We start from the raw sequence: 15,939 nt of genomic DNA, 5'->3' as shown, positions 1-15,939 counted from the left end.
ACCACGCGCAACCGCTTCATGGCCGTGCACCACCGTCTGCCGTGCCAGCGCTCCTGCGCAGCAAGGCCGCGAACACCTGGCGCTCGCCGCCGGCGGCCGGCGGCTGGCCGCCACGCACGCGCACTTCCGACACATCGGCCTGCGCCGCGGTGGCCACGCCGAACAGGCGCGGCGCGCTGTGGGGCGCGGCCGGCACCGCCATGACGAGCAGGCGCGCCTCGCCGGCCGCATCGAGCCAGGGCAGGTCGAAACGCTTGACCGCCGGCTGCTCGGGCGTGCCGCGCTTGAAGCGGTTGGTTTCGCCGGCCCCGTCGGGGTACACCGCCTGCAGCGCGCCGCGCGCGTCGATGCCGGTGATGACGAGGTCGAGCGAACGGCCGCTGGTGTTGCGCACGTTCAGGCGCACGCGCTCGCCGGTCCGCAGCGCAGGCAGCACGCTCGCGGCCTCGGCGACCGGCACGCTACGCAGCAGCCGGTCGGCGCTCCAGACTTCGAGCGCCGCATCGAAACCGTCGAGCTGGCCGCCCCTGGCATGGGCCTGCAGCTGGGCCAGCCACTTGAGCTGCGCCATCGCCTGCAGGCGGCGGCGCAGCGCGCCCACGTCGGGCACCACGACGGTCGAGGCGGCGGCGCCGAACACGGGCGCGAGCGCTTCGAGGCGATGGCCGGCGGGGCCGAGGTCGGTCCAGCGCACGTCGGCGCTCGCGGGGTCGTCGGCCAGGCGGATCGCGGCCGGGTAGTCGAGGCTCAGGCCGGCAGGCAGCGGCTTGTCGGCGCGCACGCGCAAGGCTGTCGCGGCCGGCTCGGCAATGGGCGTGACGCTCCAGAACGCGCTGCCCGGCAGGTCTTTCAAGGCGGCCGGCACGGCGAGCCAGGCGCCGCCGAGCTTGATCTGCGCGATGGCGGCCGGCGCGCGGCGCACGGTGCCGTCGTCGAGCGTGGCGAGCACGCGCACCTCCTGCTGCGGCGCCAGGCCGTCGAGCAGGCCGGCCTTGACGGCCAGGCTGTCGCCGCTGCGCTGCGCGCCCCACACCGGGCGCGTGGACGCGGGCGCGCCGCTGTTGGCGAACAGCGGCGCATCGAGGTTGCCCTCGGCCACGGGCGACGGCAGCTCGCGGGTGGGAAAGCGCTGCGCGAGTTCGTCGATGACCGGCGGGTACAGCGCGAGCACGCCATCGAACAGGTCGCGCCAGGTGGCGGGCTTGCGCGCCAGCGACTCGACCACGGCCCAGGTCAGGAGGCCCTGCGGCCGGGCGCTGCGCGCCTTGCGCGGCAGGCGCAGCTCGGGCGTGATCTGGTGGCTCTCGGACGCGAACAGCGCCACGTAGCGGGCGCGCGGTACGGCGTCGGTCGCAGCCGGCGCAGACAGGGACCGCGCGGGCGACGCACCGCCCGCAAGCTGCGTCGTGCGCAGGCCGCGCCAGCGCACCTCGTCGTCGGCCGGGCCCTCGGCGGTCGCGGGCGCATCGCCCGTGCCGCGTGTCATGGAGTTGGCGGAGCAGGTGTCGAACACCGAGGCGACGAACACGTTCTTCGCCAGGAAGGCCTGGATCCAGGCGTCGAAGTCGACGTCGCGCAGGTCGCCGCTCAACGCGGCATCGGCGCCGAGCGTGCCGCGCACGTCGCGCGCGAGAAAGTTCTCGGACAGGCCGTCGGGCTCCTGGTAGCGCTTGGCCACGTCGCGCAGGCGCGTGCCGTGGCCGGAGAAGTACAGCAGCACGAAGTCGCCGCTGGCCGACTGCGCGAGCAGCCGCGCCAGGGCCTCGTGGATGGCCTGCGATTCGGGCAGCGCAGCGCCGGGCACGCCGTCGGCGAGCACGGCGATGTCGGGCGCGGTGAAGCCCTGCTTCAGCAAGGCGTCGCGCATGAGCATCACGTCGTTGCGCGGCGCCTGCAGCCACAGGGCCTGCGGCTGGTTGACGAGTTCGGAGACGCCGACGAGCAGCGCGCGCTGCGCGGCCTGCGCGGCGACACCGCCCGCGCCCCACACCACCAGCGCGAGCAGGAACCGCAGGCTGCACGCGCGCCAGTTCATGGCGGCTCCGAAGCCGGCCCGGCCGACGCAACCAACGGCGACGTCGCGAGCACCGACAAAGCACCGACCGGATCGGCCACGCGCAGGCGCCAGACGCCATTGGGCCCCGGCCCGCCGACCACTTCGGCCGACATCGTGCGCAGCAGGCGATCGGCCTCGTCGATGCGAACGCCGTCCTTCCAGCGCACGATCAGGTTGGCCTGCGCCGCGACCGGTGCCGTGGGCACCGAGCGGAAGCGCACGTCGTCGTCTTCGGCGGTGCCGCGCCCGCCGATGAGCCCCACGTTCTGGATCACCGCGAACAGCGCCACCGCCGCGAAGGCCGGGCGCGCCCAGCCTTCGGCGCCGAACCAGCGGCGGATGCTGCCCCACCAGCCGTCCTCGGGCCGCGGCAGCGGCCGGGCGGGCGATGGCGGCGGCGCGGCTGCCGGCGCCTCGTCCTGCGGCTGCGCCAGCGCACGGCCCAGTTGCAGGCCGGCATCGCGGTACAGCGCCTGGTAGTCGGTGCGCGGGTCCTGCGGGCCCAGCGGCGTGCCCGAGAGCACCGAGAACGCGCCGGCCACGCCGCGCAGCGCGATGCGCCCGGGCTCGGGCGCGATGTCGGGCGCCGCGTGCGCGGCCCATTCGTCGTGCACCGCGCGGATCGCCGCGAGCCGCGTGGCCGACACCTCGCCGAGCACGCGCGCGGCCAGCTGCGGGCTGGGCTCGAGCGTGAGCACGTTCCAGGCCTGGACCACGCCGAACATGGGCTCGAAGGGCTCGTCGTCGGGTTCCAGCAGCACGTCGAAGGGGCCGGCCCAGTCGGGCTCGCCGGCAGCCATCCAGCCTTGCCAGAGGTCGCCGTGGATGCAGCGGTCGAGCAGCACGCCGAGCAGGCGCCCGTCGTGCACCACGCTCACGAGGCGGCCCGGCGCCCAGCGCGCGGTGAAGGCGCGCCGGGCGACAGCCTCGCGGCGCCGGGCCAATTCGGTCAAAGGGAGCAGCAGGTCCGACACCACCGGCGTGCCCGCGCCCGCGCCGCTGCCGTGCGGCATCGCGACGGGTGCGGCGTCCGGCGCGGCATCGCCGGGCGGCGCGCCGGTTTCGAACGCATGGCGGATCACGCTGAGCGGGGGCCAGAGGTCGGTGGTCATGGCGTCTGTTCCTGAATGGCTATGTCTTCAGACATAAGACGCTTCAGCCCCGAGGATTTTGAAAACCTGCAGGATCGCCGCCATGTTGTCGGCCTCGATGGCGATGCCCAGGGTCTGGCCGATCCAACTGCCGATGCGGGTCTGCACATAGCCGGCGCCCAGCCCTTCGCGCTTGTGCACGAGGCCCAGCCGGCCGGCGCGGTAGTGGTACGAGGCGATGGCGTGGCGCGAAGCCACGCCCGACAACCCGCCCTCGGCCTCCTGCCCGAAGCCCTCGCACAGCAGGATGCGCTCGGGTTCGGGCAGCCCGGCGATGAAGGCGCGCGCCGCCAGCTGCACGGCCTGCGCGCTGAGGCCGTGCTCGGCCAGGCAGCCGTCGAGGTCTTCGCCCGGCCCGAGTTCGTCTTCGAGCTGGGCCTCGGTGATCTGGTCGCCGATGGAGACCTTGCGGCGAAACGAACTGGCGCGCGTGCAGTCGATGAGGTAGCGGCGGAAGTACGCGCACAGCGCGAAGGCGGTGGACGGTGCGCTGTGGCCGGCGCGCTCTTCCGACTCGTCGGGGTCGGCATCGAGCCGCAGCACCTTCACGTAGATGAACTGCGCCACCAGCTCCTGCCGCCCCTCGCCCAGCACCTGCAGCTCGGGCGGATTGCAGGCCACGAGCGCATCGCCCACGATGCGGTACATGGTGCCCATGTCGTCCGAGGACAGCGTCTGCCGGCGCCGCCAGAGGCGGACGAGTTCAGAGCTCTCGGCGGACGAAAGGGTTTCCTGCATGAAGGGCCAAGGGGTCGAAAGAAAAGAGGTCAGTCGTCGACGCAGACGCCTTCCGTGGGCACGAGGCACTGCGGAAGATTGGCACCGACCGGGCCGCCGCGCGTGCGGATCGCACCCGACACCGCCGCCTGCGCCACGGCGAGGCCGCGCGGCAGAAGAATCCACAGCTGGCCGCGTTCCTTCATGCGGCGCGCGTTGGTGGCGGCCTGCTGGCCGTTGCCGAAGAAGTAGTCGGCCCGCACCGCGCCGCGGATGGCGCCGCCGGTGTCCTGCGCAATGGTCAGGCGCTGCATGGGTGCGCCGCTGCCGGGCGTGCGCGTCGACACGAACACCGGGTAGCCCAGCGGCGTGCTGCGGGGATCGACCGCGATCGAGCGGCCGGCCGACAGCGGCACGCCGAAGGCGCCCACCGGGCCGCCCGCGGGCGAGGTCGATTCCTTGAAGAACACGTAGCTCGGGTCCTTGATGCCGGAGCCGGTCACCGCGCCGGCCGTGCGACGGCCCGGCACCACCACCGCGCCGCTGGCCGTGGGCCGCGCCAGCGTGAAGCCGCGCGTGCGGATCACGCTGTTGTCGATGGCGCCCGTGTCTTCGTCGTCGCCGTCGTCCAGCGTCAGCTCGAGCGAGCCGCCGCGCACCTTCACGGCGCTGCGCGGCTTGCCGTTGGCGGCCTGCGCGATGGTCGGGCGGAAGGGCTGGCCGTTCTGCTCGGCGTAGGCCACGCGCACGACTTCGCCGCTGGGCAGCTTGATGCGGCCCGAGCCCTGGATCTGCATCTCGTACAGCGCCGTGGCGCTGCTCACGAAGGCCAGCACCTTGGCGTTGGGCGCGCCCTTGGTCTCGATCTCTTCGCGCGTGTAGTACGGCAGCAGGCGCTTGCCGTCGATGCGCAGGCGCACCTTGCGGTCGAGCGTGTCGCGGGTGATGGCCGACAGGTCGAGCGCGTACAGGCCCGGCGCGCCCATGTCGCGCGTGCTCAGGCCGCTTTGCACGATCACGTTGCGACCTTCGACCTTCGCGGCCACCGTGCCGCTGCCGGCCGGGAGTTTGCGCGCATCGACGAACAGCATGTCCTCGGGCTGGCCGTAGACCGGGTAGATGAACGGCGCGACGTAGGTGCGGCTGCCGGCGATCTCGGGCTCGAAGTAGCCGGTGACCACGCCGTCGGGCTTGCGGTCGTCGTCGCGGATCTGGTACGCCGAGAACTCGCTCTCGAAGAAGCCGCGAATGGCCTGCGTGCTCTTGCCGTCGACCTTCAGCGCGCGTTCGCACACCTCTTTCCACTCGGCGCCGCGGCCGTTGAGCACCTTGCAGCTGCCCAGGAAGGCCGGCCAGCTTTCCGAGAAGTCGTCGCGCGCCCAGCCCGGCACGGCGTCGAAGCCGACCGAGGTGTAGGTGGCGAGCTGGGTCGAGAAGGTGCGCGCCTGCCCGGCGACGCTGCCGCCGGTGGGGCGGGCCGGTGCGGTCGCAGGGTCGGTTGTGGTGGGCGCAGTGGCGGCCGAACCCGTGGCGGTCGGCGGCGTGTTGGCGCAAGCGGCCAGCAGCACCAGCGCGACCACGGCGGCCGTTCGGCAAAGGGGAAGCGCGAAGTGCGGCGACGGTGACGTGTGCATGAAAGTCTCCTGGTCGTGGTCGTGGAAAGGGGGCCGAAAGCGGCCGACGCTCTACAGACGATTACTTCTCGACGATTTTGAAATTCGCGACGCCATAGACGTCGTTGCACGGCGGGGCGCCCGGCGCGCAGACCGGTTTGCCCAACAGCGGCGACGGCCCGGTGCCGCGCGTGGCTTCGAGTGCCGCGAGCACCGGCAGCGGGAACTGCGGGAACACGCCTTCGTTCTGCACGCCCGAGGCGCCGAAGTCGCGCTCGTGCTCGCTCACGAGCACCGCGAACTGGTTGGTGCCGGCCGGCCCGCCGGCGTCCATCGGCCAGGAGGCGCGCGGCAGCGCCAGCGCGGCGTTGGCGGTGATCTTGTTGTACTTGTCGAGCAGGTTCGGGAACAGCAGGAACATCTCGCCGCCGCTGGACAGCAGGAACACATAGACGAAACCGTCGCGCTTGCTGCGCACCTCGAAGGCCAGCTTGTCCTTGCCGATGGCGACCTCGGCCTTCTTCGGCGTGGCCGTGACTTCGAAGCCCGGGGCGGCGCCGGCCGCTAGCGATTGCAGGGATTCGGCGGGGGTGCGCGGCTTGGGCGGTGGCGGAGGTGGCGGCGGTGGGGGGGCCTCGGCGACCTGGGTGGGGGTGTCGGGTGGGGGCGCGGGCGTGGCGGTTTGCGCCGTCTTGCCGGCATCGCCTTCGCTGCCCGAGCGGCCGAGGAACCACCAGCCGCCACCCGCTGCGGCGACCAGCACGGCGGCGGCGACGGCGCCGAGGACGGCCTTGTTGCTGCCGCTGCTGCCCTTGCTGTTGTTGTTCGCGGCAGGTGCCTTGGCGGCGATGGGCTTCGGCATGTGGGCCGTGCCGATCACGGTCGGTGCATCGGCACCCGACTGACTGCTGCTTCGTGCGCCCGACGGCGGCACGGTGCGCGGCGTGGGCGCGATGCTGTGGCCGACCTCGAGGCCCAGGGCCGCGCGCAGCTCGGCCATCGATTGCGGCCGCGCCTCGGGCCGCACGCCCAGGCCCGCGTCGATCGCTGCGAGCAGCCGGTCGCTGTAGCGCTGGCGCAGGATGTCGTTGCCCGCGAGCGGCACGTAGCTGTCGGACAGCAGCCGTGCCACCGAGGGCGGCGGTGCGCGGCCGCACACGGCGACGTGCATCACGGCGGCGAGCGCGTAGACGTCGGTCCATGCGCCCTGCGACATGTCGGGCATCTCGGCGTACTGCTCGATGGGCGCGTAGCCGGGCTTGAGGATGACGGTGATCGCCTGCGTCTTGTCGGTGATCACGCGGCGCGCGGCGCCGAAGTCGAGCACGACGGGGCGGCCGGAGCCTTCGAGCAGGATGATGTTGTCGGGGGCGATGTCGCGGTGGTAGCAGTGGGCGTTGTGCATCACGGCGAGGGCTTGCGTGACGCCGTCCATGATGCGGGTGAGCCAGGCTTCGTCGACGCCTGCGGGGATCGCTACGAGTGCCTCTCGCAAGGTGTCGCCCTTGTAGAAGGGCATGACCATGTAGGTGGTGCCCTTTTCTTGCCAGAAGCGGTAGACCTTGAGTAGCGAGGGGTGGTCGAACTGGGCGAGGAGGCGGGCTTCGTTGATGAAGCTGCGCATGCCCAGGTCGAAGGTTTCTCTGTGTCTTTCTGACAGGGGGACTACGGTGCCGTCTTGCTGTCTTGTCGATAGCGATGTCGGCAGGTATTCCTTGATGGCTACTACGCGCTCCAGCGTGTGGTCCCAGGCTTCGTAGACGACGCCGAAGCCGCCTTGGCCGACTACTCGGGTGACTTCGAATTCGGCGAGGCGGCTGCCTACGGGGAGGAGGCCTGCGTCGTGGGTTGCGGTTGCTGGGCTGGTGACGGGGACGCCCGAAGCCGTGGTGAAACCACCGCCGGTGATGACTGTGGCGCCTGTGTCAGCTTCGCTGGTGGATGGCGCGGGCCGTGAGACGACTCGGGTGCGGTCGTCTTCCGGGGGAAGGGCGTTGTCGGTCATTGACCTGCTCCTGCTAGGTGAACGCCGTTTTGGGTTTGCTTCCCGAGGCCGGGTCTCGGCCCGGCGGCCGACCTACTTTTCTTTGCTTCGCCAAAGAAACGTAGGCAAAAGAAAGGCGACCCTGCTGTCTGCGTCCCTCCGCTTCGCTGCGGGCAACCTGCGGTGCTCACGTTTCGCGGGGTCTCGCCCAAACTCGCTTCGCTCAAACAAGGGCGAGCCCTGATCCGCGAAACGCTGCGCTCCTCGGCGCATACAGAAGGGCTTTGGATACCAGCGGGCCATCGCTTCGCTCGGCCAGTGGGCTGCAGCAGGCGCTTCGCGCCTGCTGCAGCTGGGATTGGTAGGTGCGTTGGCGTTGGTGTTCGTGTTGCCGTTGGCAAAGAACGGCGCGCAGGCGAAGCCGCGCGCATGGCCATTGGATTCGGCTGTTGGTACTGCAGGGCCGAGCAACGCGACGGCCCGAAGCTCCCCTCCCCTCTGGCTGCGCCGAGGAGCGCAGCGTTTCGCGGATCAGGGCTCGCAGCTGTTTGAGCGAAGCGAGTTCTGCGAGACCCCGCGAAACGCGAGCACCGCAGGTTGCCCCGTAGCGAAGCGCAGGGGTCGCAGACAGTGGGGTCGCCTTTTCTTTGCTTACTTTCTTTTGGCGAAGCAAAAGAAAGTAAGTCCGCCGCCGGGCGGAACTCCCGGCCTCGGAAAGGAAAAGAAAGCACCGCCCTCATTCCCCACCCCCAAGAAACAAAGCCTCAAACTGCAAATCCCGAGGAAGCCCAGTAGCCAACATCCGAACCCCGCCTTCCAAACCAGGCGTCTCCATCCAAAGCGAGGTTCCAGCCAAAGGCAGCTCGAGCGATCGGCCCTCAACAGCGGCCTCATCGGCAGCAGAAGTCACAAACAACTGACTCAGCACCGCATCAAACCGCAGCGCATCCAAATCATCCTCAAGCCCTTCAAGCACAGCCTGCGTTCCCACCGCCCACCACCGAAGCGCAGCAACAAGCGCCTCTCCATGCAGCGCACCAGGTACGCCTTCATCCAATTCAACGGCGAGAGTGAACGGAAAGTACCGCCCCACCCCATCCACCGAAGGCATCAACACCCCCATCCATCCTCGTTCCCCCACCACCTGCGCCCCCAGCGCAAAGCACCACACAGGCGCCTCCAGGTAGTGAGAAGTCCAATCCGCATGCCGATCCCGCAGCCGTGCCAGCCCGCGTTGCAACCACGGGTCCCACACCGAGCGAAACGCCTCCGGCAACCGCCGATGCGCAAAGTCCCCCATCCCCGGCAGCTTGCCAAACCACCCCGGCAACTCAGAGGAGACGAAGAGAGAAGAAGAAGAGGCCAGACTCACAACCCCTCCGGACAAGAAAACTCCCGCAACTCCTTCAACCGAATCGGATGCTGCACGCTGTTCGTAGTCACCTCGAACCGCGTCTTCCGCGCCCCCACCTGGAAGGTAATGAAGAACTTCTCCGGCGCATCCCCAGCTTCGAGTTGCCCATCGTCCAACGTACGAAACAAAGCCCAAGGCCCATCCATCGCCGACCCCGAACTCCCCGTCGTCGACGGCGGACTCACCTGAACGCGCACCTGGTTGCTCCCCTTCGGCCCCGGCCACTGCACCGCCATCGGCACCACCGGCCCGTGCGCGTACTTCACCAGCTGCCCGTCCACGTCGAGGATGAACTGCGTGATGCCCGCGTCCATCTCCACCGGCTTGAAGTCCAGCCGCATCGACGGCCCGCGACCGCCGCCGCGGAAGAAGATGTCCTTGATGCGCGCCGCACGTTCGAACTGCGCCAGCGCCTGCGTGGTGATCGCGCCGCGCTCGGCCACAGGCTTGTAGCGCCACGGCCGGGTGCTGGTGTCGACCAGCGCGGCCAGGCGCTTCTGGAAGAAGTCGTCCATCAAGCCGCCAGCACCGAACATCTGGCCGAAGTCTTCGGGCAGCACGTCGCGCTTGCTGCTTTGCACGAACGGGTAGCGGCCCGCGATGGCGCGGTTGCAGAACTCGGTCACGGGGCGCAGGTCCTGGCTCAGGTTGCCGCGCTCGGCCACCTGCGCCTGCGCGGCGCCGGTCTGGCTCAGGTTCTCGATCATGCTGCGCACCGGCTCGGGCAGGCGGCCCGCGTCCGACTTGAGCTTGCCGGCCACGTCGCCGGGCGGCGGCGAGGTGCGGCCCTTCACGGCCGTGTCGACGGCGTTGAGGTACACGTACACCTCGTTGAAGAGCTTGAGCGCATCGTCGATCGGCGCGGGCTGGTTCGGGCCGCCCGCGGTGACCAGGCGGCGCAGCGACTCGAAACGGTCGTCCACGATGCTCTCGATGCGCTTGCCCGGCGCCACCTGCTTGCCGGGGTCGCTGCCGAACAGGTCTTCCAGGCCCTTGCGCGTGTTGCGCACGGTCTCGGTGGCCTTGCTGACCACGTCCTTGTTGGCATCGGCCGCGGGAATCAGCGTGGTCTGCTTGACCACCGCGCGCAGGAAGTTCGCGAGCGGCGAATCGACGCCCGAGAGAATCCGCGCGGTCTCGATGTTCTTCTCCAGGCCGCTGACGCGGATCAGCCGCACGTCGGCCAGCAGCGCCTCCCACTGCTTGACGTACTCCTCGAGGTACAGGCGGCGCACGCGGTCGGTCAGCGCGCCGAGCGCCGCGGCGTCGCGCAGGCGCTCGCTGGCGTTGCGGTCCTGCCCGAGCACCCACGGGTCTTCGGCGGCGAGCAAACCGGTGAGCACCACGACCTCGTTCTGGAAGCGCTTGTGGTACCCGTCGTAGGTGAACATGCCCGGCACGCCCTCGCTCAGCGGCTTGCCGCTGATGCGCTCGAACACCAGCGGGCCCGACGGGCCGGTGGCCTGCGCCACGCTGAAGCCCGGGATGTCCTTGGTGGCACGCTGGCGCTTGAGGCGGCTGAACACGCGCTGCTCCAGCGGGTAGCTCGCGAGCACTGCGCGCACGCTGCGCACCAGGTTTTCGTCCATCTTCAGCGGCGAGCGCGGCGGGCCCTGGGCAATGAGCACATCGAGCTGGTCCTCGAGCGCCTTGCGCTGGTCTTCGGGAATGCCGCGGTCGAGGTTGCGCGCCCAGTCGAGCGTGATCCACGCCTTCAGCGCCTCGGGGTCGAAGCGCTCGGGCTGGTAGAGCATCAGATAGCTCTTGAGGGCTTCATAAGTGAACTCGAGGTTGTCCTTCTGCGCGGTGCGCAGCTGGTCCTCGATGCGCTTGGCGATCTGCGGCAGGAAGGCGTCGTTGAGCGCGCGCTGGTGGGTGAGCATGGCGGCGGCGTCGAGCTTGTCGCCCTGGTACAGGCCCAGCGTCATCGACAGCGGCTCGTCGCCCTGGCGGTTGTCGGGCGTCTTCCAGATGTCGCGCAGGCCCTGCAGCACGGGCGCGACCTCGACCAGGTTCTGCACGCGCGTCGGCAGTGCGGCCAAGGTTTTCTGCGCGGGCTCGACGCGGGCCTCGACCGACTTCAGGTAGTTGTTGTTCTGCCAGGTGCTGTAGCCCCAGGCCGCGAGCAGGCCGACGGTGACCAGCGTCATCGCGGCCACGCCCGCCAGGCGCAGCGTGTTGCGGCGGCGCTCCAGCTTCACGTCGGCGCCCGCGAGGCGCTGCTCGGGGAACACCACCTCGCGCAGCAGCGCGGTGAGGAAGTAGCTGCGCCCGCTCGACTTCTGCGGCGCGAGCATGGCGCGCTCGATGCCGAAGCTGCGCGCCAGGCTGCCCATCACGCGATCGATCGGGCTGCCCTCTTGCGTGCCGCTGGTGAAGTACACGCCGCGCACCCACGGCGGCTGCGCAAAGCGCGAGCCGGTGAACACCTGTTCGAGCAGATCGGAGAGCAGCGGGCCGACCGAACCGAACTGCGCCGGAAAACCGAAGATCGCCGCGCGGCGCGTGCCGTCGGTCTCGCGCTGCATGCGCGCGATGAGGCCGTCGTTGACGCGGTTGTGCAGCAAGGCGAACTCGCGCTGGAAGGCGGCCGACAGGCCCTTCTCTTCCAGCTGCACGTTCTCATCCGCCGGCAGCGTGAAGCCGAAGACCTGCGCGCGCTGTTCCTTGCCGAGGTCGTCGAAGTAATCGGTGAAGCCGTAGAGCAGGTCGCTCTTCGTCACAAGCACGTACACCGGCAGGCGCGTGGTGAGCTTGCTGTCGAGTTCGAGCAGCCGCGCGCGGATCGAGGCCGCGAGCTGGGTGCGCGCCTCGGGGCCCTGGCTCAGCAGGTCGCCCACGCTCACGGTGAGGAACACGCCATTCAGCGGTCGGCGCGGGCGCGCCTTCTTAAGCAGGCCCAGGAAGCCTTCCCAGGCGCTCTTGTCTTCCGACTGGTGGCTGTCCTGCGTGGTGTAGCGCCCGGCCGTGTCGATGAGCACGGCCTCGTCGGTGAACCACCAGTCGCAGTTGCGCGTGCCGCCCACGCCGCGGATCGCGCCGGGGCCGAACTTCTCGGCCAGCGGGAACGAGAGGCCCGAGTTGACGAGCGCCGTGGTCTTGCCTGCGCCCGGTGCGCCGATGAAGACGTACCACGGCAGGTCGTACAGGTAGCTGCCGCCCGAGATCGACAGCCAGTCGCGCCAGCCCGGCTTCTTGCCGGCGGCATGCAGGCGCATCTGCTTGAGCGTGGCGACGGCTTCGCTGAAGCGCGTGTCGAGGATCTTCTGTTCGCCGTCGACCGGCGCGCCGGTCTTGGTGGCGGCCGGCGCCTTCATGAGGCCGTCGGTCAGGTGCTGGCTTGCGCGGCGCGCGCGCCAGCGGCGGTACAGCGCGCGCAGCACCACGACGAGCACGATGACGCCGATGACGATGGCCCGCGTCATCTCGCCTTCGAGCGGCGCGAGCGAGCCGATCTTCACCAACGGGCCGATCCACCAGATCAGCAGCGCGACGACGATCAGCGCGAGCAGCGTCAGCAGCAGCGGGCTGAACAGGAAGCCGAAGATTTTCTTGATCATTTCGTCGCTCCTGGAACGGGAGCAGCCGGTGCAGCAGCAAGGCGCTCGGGTTCGGTCAGCAGCACGATGTCGACGCGGCGGTTGCGCGCGCGGTTGGCCGGCGTGTCGTTGGCCACCACGGGCTCGGCGTCGGCCTTGCCGTCGGAGCGCATGCGCGCGGGCTCGACCAGCGTGGAGAGCGCGCCCTTCACCGCATCGGCGCGCGCGGCCGAGAGGTGCCAGTTCGACGGGTAGCGCAGCGAGCGGATCGGCTGGTTGTCGGAGTGGCCGGTGATGAGCACCTCGCCCTTCACCTCGGCCAGCGCCTGGCCGATGCGACGCAGCACCGGCAACGAGGCCGCCATCGGCTCGGCGCTGCCCGAGCCGAAGAACGAATCACCGCGCAGCCGCACCACGCTGCGGTCGGCCTCGTCGGTCACGGTGACCAGGCCCTGCTTGATCTCGGGCTCAAGAAAACGCGCGAGCCGCGGCGACTTGGCCGGCGCGGCGGGCGGTGCGATCTGGATGTTGGGCACGCGCAGGCTCGACACGGCCGCGTAGGTGGTGTCCGAGCGGTGGTTGAGCGTGAGCCGCAGGCCGAACCACGCCAGCGCCAGCAGCAGCGCGAAGCCGGCCGCGAACACCCACAGCGGCAGCGACTCGCGCAGCCGCACCGTGCCCGCGCCCTGCCCGCGCCAGTGCGGCGACAGCTCGGGTTCGACGGCCGGACGGTCCTTCGCAATGAGATCGGCCAGGCGCTGGCGCACCGAGTCGAGCTGCGCACGGCCGTTGTCGACCACGCGATAGCGGCCCTCGAAGCCGAGCGCGAGCACGCTGTAGATCAGCTCCAGCAGCTGGCGGTGCGTGGGCACATCTTGTGCGAGCTTGGCCAGCAGCTGGAACACCTTTTCGCCGCCCCAGGTCTCGTTGTGGAACTGCACCAGCAGGCTCTGCTTGTTCCAGCCGGCCTGCACGCCCCAGGGCGTGTTGGCCACGGCTTCGTCGAGCGCGGTGCACAACACATAACGCGCGGCCAGCACCGATTCGTTGCCCACGCCCGCACGGCGTGCCGCGGCATCGAACTGGTTCACCGCATCGGCGGTGGACGCGCGCAGCGCCGGCACGTTGGGCGGCTGCGCGAGGTTGCGCAGCTTGCCGATCAGCACCAGCAGCTTGCCCGCGGCCGAGACCAACGGATTGAGCAGGCCGATCTCGCCCACCTCGGCCACGGGCGTCGGATCGGCGCCGCCGAAGAACGGCGCGGGCGCAGCAGCAGCCGGCGGCGCGCCGCCCGGCGTGCGCGGCTTGGGCTTGATGACCGTGCGCTCGGACTCGAAGGCGGCAAAGGGGTCGGGAGGGGTACTCATGAGAACTCCACGCAGGTGACGTCCCTTCGGGAGACGCCGCGGAACCGGCTTTGCCGGGCCGCAGGTGTCGCCCCCGGCGAGGGGGTTGGCGAAGCGACACGAAGTGCGCGAAGCCTGGGGGTGGTCATGATCTGATGGCCCAGAACGCCAAGTCGAGGCCGGGGAAATCGCCCGCGATGTGCATCGCGATGCCGCCCGATTGCTCCAGCTGGCGCCACAGGTCGCTGTTGCGCGTTTCGAGTTCGAAGTAGTTGGCGCCCGTGTGGAAGGGAATCTGGCGCGGCGCCACCGGCATCGGCGTCAGCGTGACGCCCGGCAACGCGAGGTTCACGAGATCGCGGATGCGCTCGACCGGGCCGATCTTCACCTGCGTGGGGAAGCGCGCGCGCAATGCCTCGCTCGGCATGTTCGCGTTCACCGCGAGCACGAAGGTCGCCTTGCGCTGCAGCTCCACGTCGGTCACCACCGCCACGCGCACGCCGTGCTTGCGGTCGTGCAGGTCGATGCGGATGGCCGACTGCTCGAACACCATCGACAGGCTGCGGCGCAGGTCGTCCATCACCGGGCGGAAACTCAGCGCCAGGTCGTCATGGATGTAGGGCCCGAAGCGCGTCACGCGGCGCGTGTCGCGGAAGCTCGCAAGGTCGCCGGCCAGCCCGAGCGCGTGTTCGAAGAAATGCTGCGGGTGCAGCATCGCGCTCTTGGCCAGGTGCGCAAAGATGGCTTCGTTGCGGTTCACCGCCTGCAGCAGCATGAAGTCGGCGATCTCGGCCACGCCGCCGGTGCCGCCTTGCGTCATGCGCCCGGCCAGCGCCTCGCCGCGCTGGCGCAGCAGGCCCAGCAGCTCGTCGAGCCAGGCGCGGATCACCGCGTGGCCGGCCACGTCGAGCAGCGGCGGCAGCATCGCGCGATCGAGCTGCACCTGGTTGTCGACCCGGCGCTCGACCACGCGGGCCACGCCCAGGGTCGCCCAGGCATCGGTCGCTTCGCTGGCGCGCATCAGGCGCGTGTGAAGCTGGCCCAGCTGCAGCATCGCGGTGCGCTCGCCGGCCGTGTTGGAGTCGGGCACATCCGACTCCAACACGCGGTGGCGCACCAGCTCTTCGTATTCTTCAGCGTCGGCCTCGCGCGCCCCGGCGCGGCGCAGCGGCAGCGCCAGCACCACGGCCTCGTCGCGCATGGACGCAGGAATGTCGATGGGCTCGGGCAGCGGATCGACCGCCGGCATGTCGAACACCGTGCCATCGCCGAAGATGCCCACCGCCCGCACCAGCGCCAGCTTGCCCAGCGTGAGTGCCGCCGCGTCGATCTCGACCTCGGCGAATCCCCAGGCGTAGGGCGTGGTGGTGCGCAACAGCACATGCCGCGCATGATCGGCATGGCGCTCGCTCTGCTGCAGGTGCTGAGGCTGCAACAGCATCCCCTCGCTCCAGACCACTTTGGTTCGCCAACTCATCCGCACTCCGTCAACGGCAAGGGTGCCGGGAAGTAAGAAGAAACACGAAGTTTCCGGCGCGGGGGGCGGGAGGCAAATCCGCCTTAAGGCCTAGCTAATGGCCTAGGTGGCGGGTGCGAGGTACGGCGAAGGGAGTAGATGGAAATTCGGCGAACGCCAACCGGTTGGCCTTCCCGCAGTCTGGTCAGCCGCGAAGCTCGCGGGCCAAAGGCATTCCGGCTCCGAGACCGCGCTCGTGGATCGACAGCGCAATCTCCGCATTCGAGGCCGCAACGGTATCGACGCATGCGTATCCCTCGCTGGCCTGCCGGTCCGCGCGCAGCAGATTGCCGACGCACCCGAGGGTGACGGCGTTCAGAACACCGAAGAGGACGATCAACCCGCCCCCTGCGCTGTCTCCCATCCCACGTGCCACGATGCCGGCCAGAACGCCAGCCACGAGAACCCCGAGCGCCAACGACCACAGGCCATGACGCAACGCCCATATCCAGCCCAGGAAGAAGGCTGGCCAACTCCAGCCTTTCTTGATCACTCGCATGTCGCCGCTAGGGTGCTTGAATATCTTGTAGTTCTTCATTCTTTTCCAAGCGATGAGGCTCTACGCTGACGCTCACCATGCGTGGGATTTGTCATGCCGCAAGC

General features: G+C 69.9%; 10 protein-coding genes. All 10 read right to left on the bottom strand.

From position 1 onward, the window contains the following. Window positions 1-16 precede the first annotated feature (16 nt). On the bottom strand, window positions 17-2,035 hold the full coding sequence (locus AC07SQ_RS15795; protein ID WP_495273431.1) for a caspase family protein: 2,019 nt from the start codon (window positions 2,033-2,035) through the stop codon (window positions 17-19). Further along, window positions 2,032-3,168, bottom strand: coding sequence for a hypothetical protein (locus AC07SQ_RS15790; RefSeq protein WP_495273430.1), 1,137 nt, complete (start codon window positions 3,166-3,168; stop codon window positions 2,032-2,034). The genes AC07SQ_RS15795 and AC07SQ_RS15790 overlap by 4 nt, the downstream gene beginning before the upstream one ends. A gap of 27 nt (window positions 3,169-3,195) precedes the next feature. Beyond that, entirely contained in the window at window positions 3,196-3,945 is a 750-nt protein-coding gene (locus AC07SQ_RS15785) for a hypothetical protein (RefSeq protein WP_495273429.1), read from the bottom strand. Window positions 3,946-3,974: 29 nt separating this feature from the next. After that, window positions 3,975-5,558, bottom strand: coding sequence for a murein transglycosylase A (gene mltA, locus AC07SQ_RS15780; protein WP_495262758.1), 1,584 nt, complete (start codon window positions 5,556-5,558; stop codon window positions 3,975-3,977). A gap of 61 nt (window positions 5,559-5,619) precedes the next feature. Then, on the bottom strand, window positions 5,620-7,542 hold the full coding sequence (locus tag AC07SQ_RS15775; RefSeq protein WP_495273428.1) for a protein kinase domain-containing protein: 1,923 nt from the start codon (window positions 7,540-7,542) through the stop codon (window positions 5,620-5,622). 715 nt (window positions 7,543-8,257) lie between these two features. Beyond that, a complete protein-coding gene (gene tagF / locus AC07SQ_RS15770) occupies window positions 8,258-8,893 on the bottom strand; it encodes a type VI secretion system-associated protein TagF (protein WP_495273159.1) in 636 nt (211 codons plus the stop codon). Then, window positions 8,890-12,495, bottom strand: a complete 3,606-nt coding sequence (gene tssM, locus AC07SQ_RS15765) for a type VI secretion system membrane subunit TssM (protein WP_495273158.1) — start codon at window positions 12,493-12,495, stop codon at window positions 8,890-8,892. Before tssM ends, tagF begins: the two co-directional genes overlap by 4 nt. Then, on the bottom strand, window positions 12,492-13,841 hold the full coding sequence (locus tag AC07SQ_RS15760; protein WP_495273157.1) for a DotU family type VI secretion system protein: 1,350 nt from the start codon (window positions 13,839-13,841) through the stop codon (window positions 12,492-12,494). The genes tssM and AC07SQ_RS15760 overlap by 4 nt, the downstream gene beginning before the upstream one ends. 124 nt (window positions 13,842-13,965) lie before the next feature. Next, a complete protein-coding gene (gene tssK, locus AC07SQ_RS15755; protein ID WP_495273156.1) occupies window positions 13,966-15,297 on the bottom strand; it encodes a type VI secretion system baseplate subunit TssK in 1,332 nt (443 codons plus the stop codon). A gap of 184 nt (window positions 15,298-15,481) precedes the next feature. Next, complete coding sequence (locus AC07SQ_RS15750; RefSeq protein WP_495266041.1) at window positions 15,482-15,874, bottom strand: DUF2628 domain-containing protein; 393 nt, start codon at window positions 15,872-15,874, stop codon at window positions 15,482-15,484. Between the last annotated feature and the right edge of the window lie 65 nt (window positions 15,875-15,939).

The organism is Variovorax sp. GW821-FHT06D12 (assembly GCF_059419205.1).
Note: the sequence above shows the minus strand (reverse complement) of the source record. Positions and strands in the feature narration are given on the sequence as shown.

Bases quoted from the DNA above. Each gene is read 5' to 3' on its own strand.
- AC07SQ_RS15785 (WP_495273429.1), bottom strand. From the start codon at position 3,945: ATGCAGGAAACCCTTTCGTCCGCCGAGAGCTCTGAACTCGTCCGCCTC.
- tssK (WP_495273156.1), bottom strand. From the start codon at position 15,297: ATGAGTTGGCGAACCAAAGTGGTCTGGAGCGAGGGGATGCTGTTGCAG.
- AC07SQ_RS15760 (WP_495273157.1), bottom strand. From the start codon at position 13,841: ATGAGTACCCCTCCCGACCCCTTTGCCGCCTTCGAGTCCGAGCGCACG.
- AC07SQ_RS15775 (WP_495273428.1), bottom strand. From the start codon at position 7,542: ATGACCGACAACGCCCTTCCCCCGGAAGACGACCGCACCCGAGTCGTC.
- AC07SQ_RS15750 (WP_495266041.1), bottom strand. From the start codon at position 15,874: ATGAAGAACTACAAGATATTCAAGCACCCTAGCGGCGACATGCGAGTG.
- AC07SQ_RS15790 (WP_495273430.1), bottom strand. From the start codon at position 3,168: ATGACCACCGACCTCTGGCCCCCGCTCAGCGTGATCCGCCATGCGTTC.
- AC07SQ_RS15795 (WP_495273431.1), bottom strand. From the start codon at position 2,035: ATGAACTGGCGCGCGTGCAGCCTGCGGTTCCTGCTCGCGCTGGTGGTG.
- tssM (WP_495273158.1), bottom strand. From the start codon at position 12,495: ATGATCAAGAAAATCTTCGGCTTCCTGTTCAGCCCGCTGCTGCTGACG.
- mltA (WP_495262758.1), bottom strand. From the start codon at position 5,558: ATGCACACGTCACCGTCGCCGCACTTCGCGCTTCCCCTTTGCCGAACG.